This window comes from Paramylibacter ulvae (assembly GCF_014652655.1).
GTDB lineage: Bacteria > Pseudomonadota > Alphaproteobacteria > Rhodobacterales > Rhodobacteraceae > Amylibacter > Amylibacter ulvae.
In genome coordinates this window covers 19267-34103 of sequence record NZ_BMZF01000009.1, presented here as the reverse complement: position 1 = coordinate 34103, position 14837 = coordinate 19267, and the positions used below count along the sequence as shown (strand labels likewise).

14 protein-coding genes are annotated in these 14837 nt (G+C 48.9%); 2 read left to right on the top strand and 12 right to left on the bottom strand.

Annotated features, from left to right (window positions below; genetic code table 11):
- Positions 1–5 precede the first annotated feature (5 nt).
- The 4 genes from IE094_RS13275 to IE094_RS13260 are packed head-to-tail and all read right to left on the bottom strand — an operon-like array spanning position 6 to position 5906.
- Positions 6–2450, bottom strand: a complete 2445-nt coding sequence (locus tag IE094_RS13275) for a GcvT family protein (RefSeq protein ID WP_189641201.1) — start codon at positions 2448–2450, stop codon at positions 6–8.
- A complete protein-coding gene (locus tag IE094_RS13270; RefSeq protein ID WP_189641200.1) occupies positions 2447–4888 on the bottom strand; it encodes a GcvT family protein in 2442 nt (813 codons plus the stop codon). The genes IE094_RS13275 and IE094_RS13270 overlap by 4 nt, the downstream gene beginning before the upstream one ends.
- 39 nt (positions 4889–4927) lie before the next feature.
- Positions 4928–5326: a GFA family protein gene (locus IE094_RS13265; protein ID WP_189641199.1), complete on the bottom strand. Its 399-nt coding sequence runs from the start codon at positions 5324–5326 to the stop codon at positions 4928–4930.
- Positions 5327–5333: 7 nt separating this feature from the next.
- The gene (locus tag IE094_RS13260; RefSeq protein WP_189641198.1) at positions 5334–5906 is read right to left on the bottom strand and encodes a helix-turn-helix domain-containing protein; all 573 of its coding nucleotides are present in this window, start codon (positions 5904–5906) and stop codon (positions 5334–5336) included.
- A gap of 170 nt (positions 5907–6076) precedes the next feature.
- Between IE094_RS13260 and IE094_RS13255 the strand changes: the two genes are divergently transcribed.
- Positions 6077–6772, top strand: coding sequence for a Crp/Fnr family transcriptional regulator (locus tag IE094_RS13255; RefSeq protein WP_189641197.1), 696 nt, complete (start codon positions 6077–6079; stop codon positions 6770–6772).
- On the opposite strand, the gene yaaA is transcribed toward IE094_RS13255, so the two are convergent.
- From yaaA to IE094_RS13235, 4 genes are all read right to left on the bottom strand, one after another.
- Positions 6769–7530 (bottom strand): peroxide stress protein YaaA, encoded by a 762-nt coding sequence (gene yaaA, locus IE094_RS13250; protein ID WP_189641196.1) that lies wholly within the window; start codon positions 7528–7530, stop codon positions 6769–6771. The two genes, IE094_RS13255 and yaaA, sit on opposite strands and share 4 nt — an antisense overlap.
- A gap of 63 nt (positions 7531–7593) precedes the next feature.
- Entirely contained in the window at positions 7594–9633 is a 2040-nt protein-coding gene (recQ, locus tag IE094_RS13245; protein ID WP_189641195.1) for a DNA helicase RecQ, read from the bottom strand.
- Between the two features lie 64 nt (positions 9634–9697).
- Positions 9698–10264 carry a 16S rRNA (guanine(966)-N(2))-methyltransferase RsmD gene (gene rsmD, locus IE094_RS13240; RefSeq protein WP_189641194.1) on the bottom strand — a complete coding sequence of 189 codons (567 nt, stop codon included), beginning with the start codon at positions 10262–10264 and terminating at the stop codon, positions 9698–9700.
- Complete coding sequence (locus IE094_RS13235) at positions 10264–11463, bottom strand: NAD(P)/FAD-dependent oxidoreductase (protein WP_189641193.1); 1200 nt, start codon at positions 11461–11463, stop codon at positions 10264–10266. The genes rsmD and IE094_RS13235 overlap by 1 nt, the downstream gene beginning before the upstream one ends.
- 87 nt (positions 11464–11550) lie before the next feature.
- Between IE094_RS13235 and IE094_RS13230 the strand changes: the two genes are divergently transcribed.
- Positions 11551–12039, top strand: a complete 489-nt coding sequence (locus tag IE094_RS13230; protein WP_189641192.1) for a peroxiredoxin — start codon at positions 11551–11553, stop codon at positions 12037–12039.
- Between the two features lie 41 nt (positions 12040–12080).
- On the opposite strand, the gene IE094_RS13225 is transcribed toward IE094_RS13230, so the two are convergent.
- The 4 genes from IE094_RS13225 to IE094_RS13210 are packed head-to-tail and all read right to left on the bottom strand — an operon-like array spanning position 12081 to position 14774.
- Complete coding sequence (locus tag IE094_RS13225; protein WP_189641191.1) at positions 12081–12377, bottom strand: 4a-hydroxytetrahydrobiopterin dehydratase; 297 nt, start codon at positions 12375–12377, stop codon at positions 12081–12083.
- Positions 12358–13548, bottom strand: a complete 1191-nt coding sequence (locus IE094_RS13220; protein WP_189641190.1) for a GNAT family N-acetyltransferase — start codon at positions 13546–13548, stop codon at positions 12358–12360. The genes IE094_RS13225 and IE094_RS13220 overlap by 20 nt, the downstream gene beginning before the upstream one ends.
- Before the next feature lie 3 nt (positions 13549–13551).
- Positions 13552–14313 carry a glycerophosphodiester phosphodiesterase family protein gene (locus IE094_RS13215; protein WP_189641189.1) on the bottom strand — a complete coding sequence of 254 codons (762 nt, stop codon included), beginning with the start codon at positions 14311–14313 and terminating at the stop codon, positions 13552–13554.
- On the bottom strand, positions 14310–14774 hold the full coding sequence (locus IE094_RS13210) for a RidA family protein (protein WP_189641188.1): 465 nt from the start codon (positions 14772–14774) through the stop codon (positions 14310–14312). The genes IE094_RS13215 and IE094_RS13210 overlap by 4 nt, the downstream gene beginning before the upstream one ends.
- Positions 14775–14837 lie beyond the last annotated feature (63 nt).

Below are 14837 nucleotides of genomic sequence, written 5' to 3'. Positions count from 1 at the left end.
TCCGCTTACACCTTAACCCGTTCTGACTTGGGATCGTACATCGGGCGAAGACTCGCGGTTGCTGCCACACGCGTTCCAGCGACATCAATTTCATATGTTGATGTCAGAACATCCGCCGCCGCTTCGCCCGCACAAGGAACATAGCCCAACCCAACAGCCCCACCCAATGTGTGGCCATAGCTACCCGAGGATAAATACCCAACAATTTCGCCGTCACGCAAAATCGGTTCGTTGTGATACAACATCGGCTCACGATCATTCAGCATGAACTGCACCATGCGGCTGTTCAATCCCGTTTCCTTTTTAAGCAACACTGCATCGCGGCCAATGAAATCGGGCTTATCCGTTTTCACCGCAAAACCCAGTCCCGCTTCCATTACATGGTCTTCGCACGTGATGTCATGCCCAAAATGGCGAAATCCCTTTTCGATGCGACAACTATCCATCATGTGCATGCCGCACAGTTTCAGATCGAAATCTTGCCCTGCTTCATGAAGCGTTTCAAAAACATGCGCGGCTTGATCAGCGCTGATGTACACTTCCCAGCCAAGTTCCCCAACATAGGTCACGCGATGCACTCGCGCCAAACCCATACCAATTTCAATTTCTTGAGCGGTGCCAAATGGATTGGTCGCATTGGTGAAATCATTTGGGCTGACGGTTTGTAACAATTTACGGCTGTTTGGCCCCATAACCGCGAGCACGGCTTCACCCGCGGTGACATCGGTAATGACAACATTGTATTCACCAACATTGCGTAGCAGCCAGGTCTGATCGGCCAATCGCGTGGCCGCAGGTGTCACCACCAAATACGCGGTTTCTATCAGGCGCGTAACCGTTACATCCGCCTCGATCCCACCCGTGGAATTTAAAAATTGAGTGTAGACAATTTTGCCAACAGGTACGGACATGTCGCCACCGCAAACATAGTTTAAAAACGCTTCAGCATCGCGTCCTTCGATTCGAATTTTGCCAAATGAAGACATATCATACATGCCGATATTTTCACGCACCGCGCGGTGTTCAGCGGCAGAGTTTTCAAACCAATTCTGACGTTTCCACGAATATTCATATTCTGGTGTTTGACCCGCATTGGCAAACCAATTGGCGCGTTCCCACCCCGCCAGCTCACCCATCACCGCGCCATTATTCAACAAATGTTGATGAAATGGAGTTCGGCGAATGCCACGTGCGGTTGCCTTTTGACGATAAGGAAAATGGTCGGCATAAAGCAACCCAAGCGTTTCTTTGGATCGTTCAAACAAATATGTTTTATTGCCCTGAAATGGTTGCATACGACTTATGTCCACGTCGCCCAGATCAAACGGTTTTTCCCCTGCATCCATCCATTGCGCCAACGCCATGCCCGCGCCACCAGCAGATTGGATGCCGATGGAATTGAACCCCGCCGCAACCCAGAAATTTTCACATTCAGGCGCCAAGCCCAAATGATAAGCATCATCAGGGGTAAAGCTTTCTGGTCCATTGAAAAACGTGTGAATGCCGGCATCCGCTAACATTGGCAATCGTTCACATGCCTTTTCCAAGATCGGCTCAAAGTGATCGAAATCCTCGGGCAGTTGATCGAATTCAAAATCCGATGGAATGCCATTCATTCCCCAAGGTTTTGCATTCGGCTCAAACGCGCCCAGCAGGAATTTTCCCGCGTCTTCCTTGTAATACGCACATTCATCAGGAACGCGCAGCACTGGCATTTGGGTCAAACCCTTGATTGCCTCGGTTACGATATAAAAATGTTCGCACGCCTGTAGGGGCACGTTCACACCCCCCATACGACCCATTTCGTGACCCCACATGCCAGCGCAATTCACCACATGATCAGCAGCGATATGACCACGTTCGCCGTTCGCTTCCCAATCAATACCCGTGATGCGTTTCCCCGACTTGGTTATATTTTCAACGCGCACATGTTCACGCACAATCGCACCATTTTGACGCGCACCTTTGGCCAATGCCAATGCGATGTTGGCGGGATCGCCTTGACCATCCAGTGGCAACCAAACGCCTGCCTTAACACCATCAATGTTTAGGTGTTCGTATTTTTGCTTCACTTCGGTTGGTGAAATCTCTTCGACTTCGACCCCAAAGGCACGCGCCATTGCGGCTTGGCGATAAATTTCCTCTTTACGCTCGTCCGTTAATGCAACGGTGATCGATCCACAACGCTTGAACCCTGTTGAGACACCCGTTTCGGTTTCCAATGCGCCGTAGAGTTCTTGGCTATATTTCGCAAGCTTGGTCATATTTGCGGTTGCGCGTAGCTGTGCAATTAACCCCGCCGCATGCCATGTTGTGCCAGATGTCAATTGTTTGCGTTCCAACAAAACAATGTCTTTCCAACCCAGTTTTGCAAGATGATAGGCAACCGAACACCCGATCACCCCACCACCAATAATGACGACCCGCGCTTTATCTGGAAGGTTTGTCATGCGCGTAGTCTTTCATTTTCAGGATCCCACAACGGTTGGTCGGGCTGAACAACGGCAGCGTAACGTTTGCCGTAAATTTCCACTTCTAGCTTGGTATCTGGCACCGCCAAATCGGCGCGAACCATTCCAAGTGCGATGGATGCATCAATGCGATATCCCCATGCCCCGGACGTGGTTTCGCCAACAACTTGCCCATCATGCCAGATCGTAGACATATAGGGCGCGTCGCAATCATCCGCATCAACCAGCAATGTTACAAATGCCTTTTTACGCCCTTGTTGCATTTCATTTTGAAGCGCTGCTTTGCCCGTGAAATCCTGTGGTTTGTCCAATCGAACGAACCGATCAAGTCCGCCTTCGAACAATGTGTAATCAGATGAAAGATCACCTTTCCATGTGCGATACCCTTTTTCGACTCGAAGACTGTCCAGTGCATACATGCCAAATGGTTTTGCACCCGCCTTGATTATCGCATCATAAATTGCTGGCATGTCATCGTTCATCGCATGAATTTCCCAACCCAATTCACCCGCGAATGACACACGAACAAGGTGACATTTATTTCCGGCCAGCATTGCCGATTGATGTGTCAACCAACCCAATGATAAATCACCATCAGTTAACGGCGCGAGTATTTCACGCGATTTTGGACCTGTGACAATCAACGTATCGCGTGTAGTCGTCACATCTTTGACGGTCACGCCATCAGGTGCGGCGTTCATCAATAATTCGCCATCATGCCATTGTGCGGTTGCCGCCGTAATCAACAAAAACTCATCTTCGCCAGAACGAATACACGACATTTCCGTCAAGATGCGTCCACGCGGATCGGCCACATAGATCAGATTCATACGGCCGATTTTCGGCAATGCCCCAGTACAATACCCGCGAATAAATTCAGCAGCACCTTCACCATAAACTGCAAAACGTGAAAATCCTGGTAAATCAAGAACACCACAGTGATCGCGCACTGCTTCACATTCTTCGCGCACGCGTTGTTCCCACGGGCCAGAGCGCCCCCAAGTATGGGTCGCATCCAGCGATGTGTCATCTCCATCCTGCGCAAACCAGTTGGCACGTTCCCAGCCATTATACGCCCCCATGACACCGCCAAGTTCTTTGACGCGGGAATGCACCGGGGACAGCTTTTTATCACGCCCAGCTGGCCATTCATGGCGCGGGAAATGCATCGCATATTCGTGGCCATAAGTTTCCATACCTTTTTGAATGCAATAATCGGCATCTGTGTAATCGGTATAACGGCGCGGATCGACCGCCCACATATCCCATTCGGTGTAACCTTCGGTAATCCATTCGGCCAATACCTTGCCCGCGCCACCCGCCTGCGCGATTCCGAATGTGAACACACAAGCCTCGAACGCATTTGGAACCCCAGGCATTGGACCAAGTAATGGTAATCCATCAGGTGCATATGGTATGGGGCCATTGATCACCTTGTTGATACCCGATTGCCCTAACAGCGGCACGCGCGCCATGGCGTCCTCGATATACCATTCAAGACGTTCCAAATCATCTGGGTAAAGCTGAAAACTGAAATCTTCTGGGAATGGATCATCGGGTGTAATCCAATGGGCCTTACAATTACGCTCGTATGGGCCAAGGTTCAGGCCGTGTTTTTCTTGACGCAAATAATATGATGTATCCACATCGCGCAAAAGCGGCAGCTTACCATTTTCTTTGGAATACTCTTCGATTTCGGGGATTTCGTCGGTCAGCAAATACTGATGGCTCATGACCATCATTGGCACGGTACGCCCGCCGTAAGGTTTGAACCATTCACCAACCTTTTGTGCATAATAACCAGCGGCATTGACAACGTATTCCGCGCGAATTTCACCCTTTTCGGTTTCAACAACCCATTCGCCGTTTTCACGGCGTACACCAATTGCGGGCGTGAAACGGAAAATTTGCGCACCCATATCACGCGCACCCTTGGCCAATGCTTGGGTCAACTGGCTTGGGTCCATATCCCCATCATAGGGGTCGTACAATCCACCCGCCAAATCATGCGTTTCCAAAAACGGATAGCGATCTTTGAGCTCATCAACCTGCATCATTTCGATATCCATGCCCTGATATCGCCCCATGCCAGCGGCACGTTCAAATTCGCGCATACGCTCCGCACTATGCGCCAAACGCACAGAACCCGTCACGTTGTAATTCATCGGATAATCAACTTCTTCCCCTAAACGGCGGTAAAGTTCGGTTGAATAACGCTGCATATTCATGATCGACCAGCTTGTGGAAAATGTCGGAATATTTCCCGCCGCATGCCACGTTGACCCCGCGGTCAGTTCGTTTTTCTCCAACAGCACACAATCGGTCCAGCCTGCCTTTGCCAAATGATAGAGACTGGATGCGCCAACCGCGCCCCCGCCAATTATCACAACACGTGCGGTCGTTGGAAAATTTGCCATGCTTTCATACCTTTTGCTTGGGGATGCGCGATCCCGTTGTTAATCGTTTGAATTGTCCAAGTCTGCCGCTTGTGGCAAGCCATCGGAAATGTCGTAATAATCGCCCTGATCGGCACAACAGATGTGTTTTTCAGTTTTCAAATCGGTTTTGCCATCTAATGTGCCAGCACCGATTGATGTCGCACCCTCGCCGTCCAATTGCCAAAACAGGCTTGCGCCGCAACCCGTACAAAAACCGCGCCGTGCAAAATTGGAAGAGCGGAACCATTTCAACCCAGAATCTTCTGTTATGTTCAGTTGCTCATTTTCTACCTGCGTCGCCGCCCAATAATGCCCGCTGGTTTTGCGGCATTGCGTACAATGGCACGCTACCACAGGGCGCAATTTGCCCGTAACCTCGAATTTCACCGCACCACATTCACAAGAACCCGTTTGCATGATTAACCTAATACACTGGCGGTGCGATAACCCAGATCGCAACCGCGGTTTCATTATATGGATTTTCCCATCTGTAGCCTTCACCACGAATGCGAAAGCTGTCACCAGCGTTCAGATCAAATTGTTCTTCACCCAACCAAAGCGTCAAGCGACCAGAAATAAGATAACCAACCTCTTGGGTCTCTCGCGTGATAAAATCTGTGCGTGCGGAATTGGGGTGAAAAACCGAGCGCACCATTTCAAAATCATCTGTCAAATCTGGCGAGAGTAATTCTTCAACCAACCCTTCCTCGCTCCCGCCGATTTGGCGCCGCGCGCCCGCACGCACAATGCGACCGGTTTCATTTTCTATTGTGTCCGATTGCCCAAAGAAGAGAGAAAGCGATACCCCCAATATGTTTGAAAGTTTACGCAAGTCGTTAATTGATGGTTCCGATAAATCCCGCTCTATTTGCGAAACCCACCCGACGGAGCGTTGGGTTTGTTTCGCCATTTCCGCCAAAGTGATTCCACGCGATTTACGCAATGCGCGCAGATCGGCACCCAGTGAAGTGGCAAGATTTTGTGATGTTTTACTCATCGTTTTCTTTGTTTCGTGAAATTTGATCTAATTTTTTCACCAAACCTTTTGTTTAGTCAAGAAAATTCATTGCTTTCGAAATTCAGCACTATTTGAAGTAGATTTTGCGTATCTTCCAAAAGTGTGATATAGGTCACTTATTATCCGCTTTCCCTAACGTAACTAGAGCCATGCAGCGAAACGAACTCACATTTCCCAAAGGCACATTTCTTGGACAGATAAGCCAAGAAAGCTGGAACATTTTGTCCAGCGCATGGTCCACACATTTGTACAGCTCTGGACAGTTTTTAATTTCTGCCGATGACAGTAACTCTGATGTATTTTTCGTATTACGCGGTGCGGCCAAGGCAACAATTTACACCGACAAAGGGCGTGAAATTTCGTTTATTAGCGTGGCAACGGGCGATTGTTTTGGTGAATTTTCCGCGATCGACAATTCGCCGCGTTCATCCAGCGTTGTTGCATCTGGTGAATGTTTGGCTGCATCACTGCCCGCCGAGAAATATCTGGAATTGATCAAGACCTATCCCGATATGACGTTCGCAGCACTCTCGATTTTGGTTAGCCATCTGCGCCATCTGTCCAAGCGTGTGGTCGATTTCAATGCCAAATCTGCCGATCTGCGCTTACGCGAAGCATTGCTTGAACTTGCACTGAAAAATACGCGCGGTCCCGATGAAGATAACGTATTGATCGACCGCCCCCCAACACAAAGCGAACTGGCGGCGTTCATTTTTTCAAGCCGCGAAGGCGTCGCACGCGAAATGGGGCGTTTGCGCAAGGCGGGAATTATCGGGCGCGAGAAACGCAGCTTGCGAATTCCATCAATCGCACAGCTACGCAAAACAATTGCAAATTCGCATTAGGGCGTTTTACGCGTAAACACCCAATCGGTTTCACCAGACAATTCTGCGTTAAATTTGTATCCGTCCGTATCAAATGATTTTAACGTATCAAGTGTTTCAATACGATTTTGCACGATATAACGCGCCATTGAACCGCGCGCTTTTTTGGCAAACAAACCAATCATCTTCAAACCACCATCGCGCTCCTCTTTGAACGCTGGAGTGATAACTGTTGATTTCATATGCTTGCCAGCAGCCTTGAAATATTCATGCGACGCTAGATTGATTATCGCGCTGCCATTCGCAGCGGTATCAAGCGCTTGCCCAATCCGATCCCCCCAATAAGCGTAGAGCGTTCCGCCAGATTTGGTTTGCAATTTTCGCCCCATTTCAAGCCGATAAGGTTGAATACGATCTAACGGGCGCAACATGCCGTAAAGACCAGACAAAATGCGCAGATGATCCTGTGCATAGGCAAGATCATCATCTGACAAACTTTCCGATTGCAGACCAGTATAAGTGTCACCTGCAAATGCAAATGCCGCTTGTTTGGTTTCCAAGTCAGTTGGCGCATCTTTGAAGGCCTGAAAACGTTCTCGGTTCAACTTTGCCAAATCCTCTGAAATTTTCATCATCGCGCGAAGTTCAGAAACCGACAGTTTTTTGGCAACCTTTACCAGCACGTTCGCATCGGACTGGAATTGCGGGTTGCTGTCGGGAATTGGTTTTTCCAAAGCGTCAAAATTCATCTTTTTCGCAGGAGAGATCACAGCAAGCATTTGAACACCTTCGTCATTTTAGAATTATTCTAAACATACTCATTTTTGGCCCGAGGCCAAGCATTAATCGCCATTCAAAATATCCAAAAATGCATCACCAAAACGTTCGGTTTTTTGCGTTCCCATACCTTGGATTCGATCAAGGCTGGCCAAGTCTCTTGGTTTGATTTGCGCGATTTTGGACAATGTTGAACTGTTGCATGACAATGGTTTTCCCGTGCCATCCGCACCACGTTGCAATTCAATTTGCACAGCTTGCAATCGATCAAAAATTTCGCCTGTGTCGCGCCCGGCCAATTTACGCCGTGCTGGGTGTGATGGCGCAGATTCGCCATTTATCACGGTCAAAAAGGCCGCGCCATAGCGTTCCAATTTCACCGCGCCAACACCGGGTAATTTTGCAAACTCGTCCAAGTTTTTTGGTTTTATCGTCGCCATTCCAATCAAAGTGCTGTCTGGGAAAACCACATATGCAGGTGCTTGCAATGCCTCTGCCAATGCACGACGTTTGGCCTTGAGTGCGGACAACAATGGTTCGTCCTCTTCATTTATCAAGGCTTTTACGCGCACGGAACGGCGTGATTCTTTGACAATGGTATCGCGGCGCAATTCGATTTTTTGCTCGTCACGCAATATTGGTCGCGCAGCATCTGTCATACGCAACGCACCATATCGTTCCATATCGGGACGCACCAAATCATATCCCATCATCTGTCGAAAAATCGCCTGCCATTCGCCCTTGGAATATTCTTTGCCGACACCAAATGTGGGTAACGAATCATGTCCCTTGGCGCGAATTTTGTCGGTGGATACACCGCGCAAGATATCAATCAAATGCCCCGCGCCGAAATATTCACCCGTGCGCAAAATCGCAGAAAGCGCCATCCGCACCGAAGTCGTGCCGTCAAACAACTCCGGTGGGCTATCGCATAAATCGCAATTGCCACAGCCTTCGGTTTCATCCCCAAAGTATCGTAGCAACACACGTCGCCGACAACGCCGCGCCTCTGCCAGACCGAGCAGTGCATTCAACCGCCCATGATCCGCTTGTTTGCGCTCAACAGGTGCCAAGCCTTCGTCAATTTGGCCGCGGCGCAATCGAATATCATCTGCCCCATAAAGCGTGAGCGTTTCCGCAGGCGCACCATCACGCCCAGCGCGACCAATTTCTTGGTAATAGCTTTCCATTGATTTTGGCAAATCAGCGTGAACAACATAGCGAATATCGGGTTTATCGATCCCCATGCCAAAGGCAACGGTCGCACAAACAATTAGCCCATCTTCGCGTTGAAACCGTGATTCCGCGATACGGCGTTCTTCGGCATCCATACCAGCATGGTAGTGTAAAGCAACGTGACCCTCGGCGCGCAACGCTTGTGCCAATGTTTCGGTTTTCGCACGCGTCCCACAATAAACAATACCTGATTGATCCTTGCGGGTTGTTACAAATTTCAAAACCTGTTGGCGCGGCGTATTTTTGGCGGCAAACGCGAGATGGATGTTGGGTCGGTCAAACCCGCGCAAGAAAATCTTGGGTTCAGTTTTTGCAAACAACCGCGTTATAATTTCCGCACGCGTTTCTTCATCCGCCGTTGCGGTAAAGGCCGCAAGGGGTACGTTTAGATCATCGCGCAATGTACCGATACGTAAATAATCAGGGCGAAAATCATGTCCCCACTGGCTTACGCAATGGGCCTCGTCAACGGCGATGCGCGATACACCCACCTTGCGTAGCATCATTGCTGTGCCAGGATTGGCCAAGCGTTCAGGAGCGATATATAAAAGTTTTAGCGCACCGTGTTCCAGTGCTTCAAAAACCTCTTCAGTTTCTTCGTCAGTGTTTCCGCTGGTGAGTGCCCCAGCATTCACACCGATTTGTTTAAGTGCTGCAACCTGATCGCGCATCAATGCGATAAGGGGGGAAATAACCACCGTCACCCCATCGGACATTAACGCGGGCAATTGGAAACACAATGATTTCCCGCCACCCGTTGGCATGATTGCCAACACGTCTTTGCCAACGGTCACAGCATCAACAATTTCCTTTTGCCCATCGCGAAACGCGTCATGGCCAAATACATTTTTTAACAAGGATGCCTGCACGTTCCGACCTTTTCATCGTATTTGGCACAGAATCGCATATCACAACACGACGAACAAGCGCGGATTATTTGGTAACATATTCCAATATGTGCACCCAAGTATCCCCGTATTTGCGCGCATCTAACATCTGAAATCCATCAGGGGCTGTTTGCTCTGCGTTCTCTTCCCAAACGACCAAGCCGCCATTGGTTATCCACCCACCACTTGCAGCAGATATAAGCGCGTTTTGCCCTAGTCCCTTGCCATACGGCGGATCGAGAAAAATCAAATTGAACGGATCAAATGTACAGGCCCCAAGCCGCGTCGCGTCGCGGCGATATAATTTCGTAGGTCCTATGGCGCGCAGAATATCAATGTTTTGGCGAATAAGGCTACGCGATTTGATCCCATCATCGACGAACAAAACGAATGCCGCGTCTCGCGATAACGCTTCCAAACCCAACGCACCCGTACCCGCAAACAAATCCAACACCCGCGCATCGGTAATGGGATCGTTATACCCCCCATTGACCAACAGATTGAAAATGCTTTCACGAACGCGATCGGTTGTCGGGCGCAAATGTGCACCTGCATCCCCTTTGCCCACAGATGCCAGTGCTGTGCCCTTATATTTGCCTGCGATGATGCGCATTACATGAATGCGCGCAAATTAGCGGCAGGATCGGCAACCGCAGTTTTATCAATGGTTTTGCCTGCCTCGATAATACGTTTCCCAATCATATATCCACGCGGATCATTCATTGCATCCACTGCCAACAATCGGTCACCCTTGAAATACCAAAACGAAACCGCGCCATCGCCGCGCCGCGTTATCACATCATCAAATCCAGTATTTAAACCCGCAATTTGCAATTTCACATCATACTGATCCGACCAAAACCATGGCATTGCGATATATTCTTTTTCACCACCCATGATATTTTGCGCAACAATTTCCGCTTGATCAATCGCATTGGGAACACTTTCCAAACGAATACGTTCGCCCTTGTATGGAAAGGATGCGCAATCACCCGCCGCCCAAATTCCATCAACATTTGTGCTTCCAAATGCATCTGTCGCAATTCCATTGTCCGTCGCAACACCAGCCATCTCAGCAATCAGCGTGCTTGGCATGATTCCAATACCAGCGACGACAAAATCAACATCCAAAACGCGCCCATCGGACAATTTTGCCTGCGTAACTCGTTCATCACCGATCAATGTTTCCAACCCAACACCTTCGATAATTTCAACGCCGTTCTTCTGGTGTAGATCGCGGAAAAAATCCGAGGTTTCTTTGCAAGCGACACGTTGCAATATACGATCCGCCATTTCCACAACACTAACGCGCAATCCTTTCGACGCTGCCACCGCCGCCGCTTCCAGCCCGATGTAACCACCGCCAATCACCAAGACATGACGTTCGCCTTCAAATTCTGACGCCATCGCATCGACATCAGCCAAATCGCGCACAACGTAAACGCCGTTCAATTCACCGCCAACACTTTCTGGCAAACGACGCGGCGACGATCCCGTTGCAAAAACCAAGTGATCATAGCTTAATTTATCACCACCAACGACAACGGTTTTTGCATCGCTATCAACAGCCACCACCACCTGCCCGAGCCGCAAGGTAATATTGTTATCGTCGTAAAATGTTTGTGGCCGCAGATATAGACGTTCCAGTTCCATTTCACCCAGCAGGTATTTCTTAGACAACGGTGGACGCTGATAAGGCAATACAGGCTCTTCACCGATCAAAGTGATATCCCCGTCAAACCCATCATTGCGCAGCTTCGCAACAACGGATGAACCCGCTTGCCCAGCGCCTATCACGACTACGTGTGCCATCTCTTCCCCTTGTCCAAACTTCTGGTACAGTCAACGCAATAAACCTATACATCACAAGAACAAATTGAAAATAGAAAGGAAGACAAAATGAGCATTTCCGTTGGCGATATTCTCCCTGATGCAAGCTTTACCAAATTTGGGGAAAATGGCCCTGAACCCATAGATTTTGCGTCACTGAGCAAAGGCAAAAAACTGGTCATCTTTGCGGTTCCCGGCGCCTACACCCCCACATGTTCATCCGCGCATATGCCAAGTTTTGTGCGCACTGCGGATGATTTTCGCGCAAAAGGTGTGGATGAAATTATTTGTATTTCCGTAAACGACCCGTTTGTAATGGACGCTTGGGGCAAAGACACAGGTGCACATGATGCTGGCATTCATGTTCTTGCCGATGCCGAAAGCAAATTCACAACTGCTATCGGTATGGATTTTTCTGCACCACCAGTAGGTTTGCTTGCGCGCTCAAAACGATATGCAATGGTCGTGGAAAACGGCAAGGTCACAACGCTCCAGGTCGAGGAATCCCCCGGTGAATGCACCATCAGCGCGGGTGAATCATTGCTTGAAACGCTTTAACACTCCAAATGTTCAAAATATCCTCGCCGAAGGCATAATATCTATTGTGCGAGGGTATCCATTTTGCGTGCAAGTTTAATATCCAACTCCGACAGACCATCCGCATCGTGGGTGGTCAACACAACATTCACAGTTGAATAAACATTTGACCATTCTGGATGGTGGTTCATCTTTTCGGCAACAATTGCCACGCTGCTCATCCAGCCAAACGCGCGAACAAAGCTTTTGAATTTGAACTGCTTTTGAATGGCATCGCGTCCATCAACAACGCTCCACCCTGATTGCGCCAAATCGTTTACGGCTTGCTCTCGTTCAGCTTTATTCAGTTTCTGCGCCATCGTCTTCTCCCTTGGATTTGCGAAACGGGCCAAATGCGGTTAAAATTTCTATATCTTCGCCAACGGCGTTGCGTTCCGCTTCTAAATATTTCTCCACAGCATCGGCAAAACCAACATCGCGAAACCAGTGCAGCGAATATACTGGCGTGGGCAAATACCCACGCGCCAATTTATGTTCGCCCTGTGCGCCTGCTTCGACTCGTTTCAGCCCATGTGCGATCGCATAATCTATCGCCTGATAATAACACACCTCGAAATGCAAATATCGGTGATCCTCAACACATCCCCAATAGCGCCCGTATAATGTATCAGAGCCAATAAAGTTCAACGCTCCTGCGATCCATCGCCCATCGCGTTCACACATCACCAACAAAATATCATCGCGCAAATTTTCCTGAGCTGACTCAAAAAACGCGCGCGTTAGATATGGGGTTCCCCATTTACGCGCACCAGTGTCTTGGTAAAATTGCCAAAACGCATCCCAGTGTTCTGGCAAAATTTCATTGCCCGTAAATTGACGAATTGTTCCACCGAAATTTTGTGCGCCCATCCGTTCTTTGCGAATGTTTTTCCGTTTACGCGACGACAGGTTGTTCAGAAATTGATCAAAATCGGCGTATTCATCGTTATGCCAATGAAATTGTTGGCCAATACGCTGCAGCAACCCTAGTTGACTACCAGCAATATATTCTGCCTCGTCACAAAATGTAATGTGCATAGAGGACAGACTGTTTTGCGCTGACAGCGCGATCGCACCTTGAACCAGGGCCGACATGCCAATTTGATCAAACCCAGGCCGTGTTAAAAATCGCCGCCCTGTGGCGGGGGTGAACGGTACGGCCACCTGAAGTTTGGGATAATATTCACCCCCTGCATTTTCATACGCGTGTGCCCAATTGTGATCGAAAATATATTCGCCCTGACTGTGACCTTTGGCATAGCTTGGCATCACCGCAATAATTTGATCGTTTTGGCGCGCAATAATATGGCGCGGAACCCAACCCGTACCAGCGCCAACAGAACCGCTATCCTCCAGCGCTTTTAAAAAACGATGCGTGGTGAATGGATCCTTAGGACGGCCCACAACATTTGCGCAAGCGTCCCATTCTTGTGGCGCGATTTCATTGATTGCAGTGACAACCGAAACTTCGATATTTGGCGCATCGCTCATGCGTTAAAATTGCGCGAGGTATTTTTCGAATGTCACGTTCTGCGCTACTTTTCTTGCTTCGGCTTCTTGTGCTTTAGATCGTACTGTCCAACAAAAAACCGCACCGCCCTGGCCTTTTATTTTTGCCACAGCATCAGATTGCAAATCGTTTACATTATGCGAAATAAATGATGCGCCTACATTTTCATAATCTGGAATTTTGGCGAGAGATTTGCGGCGATCATCGGCAATCATTGGCCAGTCTTTCTCCGTATATGGATCGGTCACAATGCCGCGCGGGTAATCTGGTAAAACGCGCGCAAAAGTTGCGATCATATGTGGGTTAAATGACATGAATGCCAGCGGGCCTGAATATTCCTCGATACAACGTTTCACCGCGTTCACCATGTCGTCAGATTCTTCGCCCAGCATCAAATTTTGCGCCTTCAATTCAACCAACAACGGCACGCGCCCATCGATGAATTTTAAAAATTCCTCGAACGATGGGATTGTACGCTCGCCATGCAACAATTTAATTTGCACCAATTTCGCCGCAGTTTTGTTTTGCACATAACCTTTTTGCCCCGTCAGGCGCGCCAGTTCATAATCATGAAACACGACCGCCACGCCATCGCTGGACAATTGTAAATCAATTTCAATTGCATACCCTGCATCAATCGCCGCCTGTGCTCCCTCGAACGAATTTTCAGGGCGCCCATCGGTAATGTCATGCAATGTTCGGTGGCTAATGGGTTTTGTGAAAAAGGCACTATCAAGCTTGGTCATGAAATTTGAAAAATCCCGTCAATTTCCACTGCCACACCAAGTGGAAGGCTTGAACTTCCGACCGCTGCGCGTGCATGTGCGCCAATATCGCCAAAAACTTCGCCGATAAAATCAGACGCGCCATTTACGACCGCTGGGTGTTCTTTGAAATCGGGCGTAGAATTCACAAATCCCCCCAGTTTCACCACGCGTTTCAATCGATCCAAATCGCCATCACAGGCCGATTTCAGCTGTGCAATTAAATTGATTGCGCATGATTTGGCCGCGGCCTGTCCTTGCTCCACGGTGAAATCATCGCCCAATTTTCCACAAATACGCCCCGTTTCATCTTGGGCAACTTGGCCAGAAATGAACACCAAATCACCCACTATCACATATGGAACATAATTCGCAGCAGGTGCTGGTGCATCTGGCAATTCAACGCCAAGTTCCGCCAATCGGGTTTCGTATTTTCCTGACATTTCACACTCCTGTATTTTGCCCGTAATTTGGATGCCACGCTAATGTTATTCGCATCAAGAGCA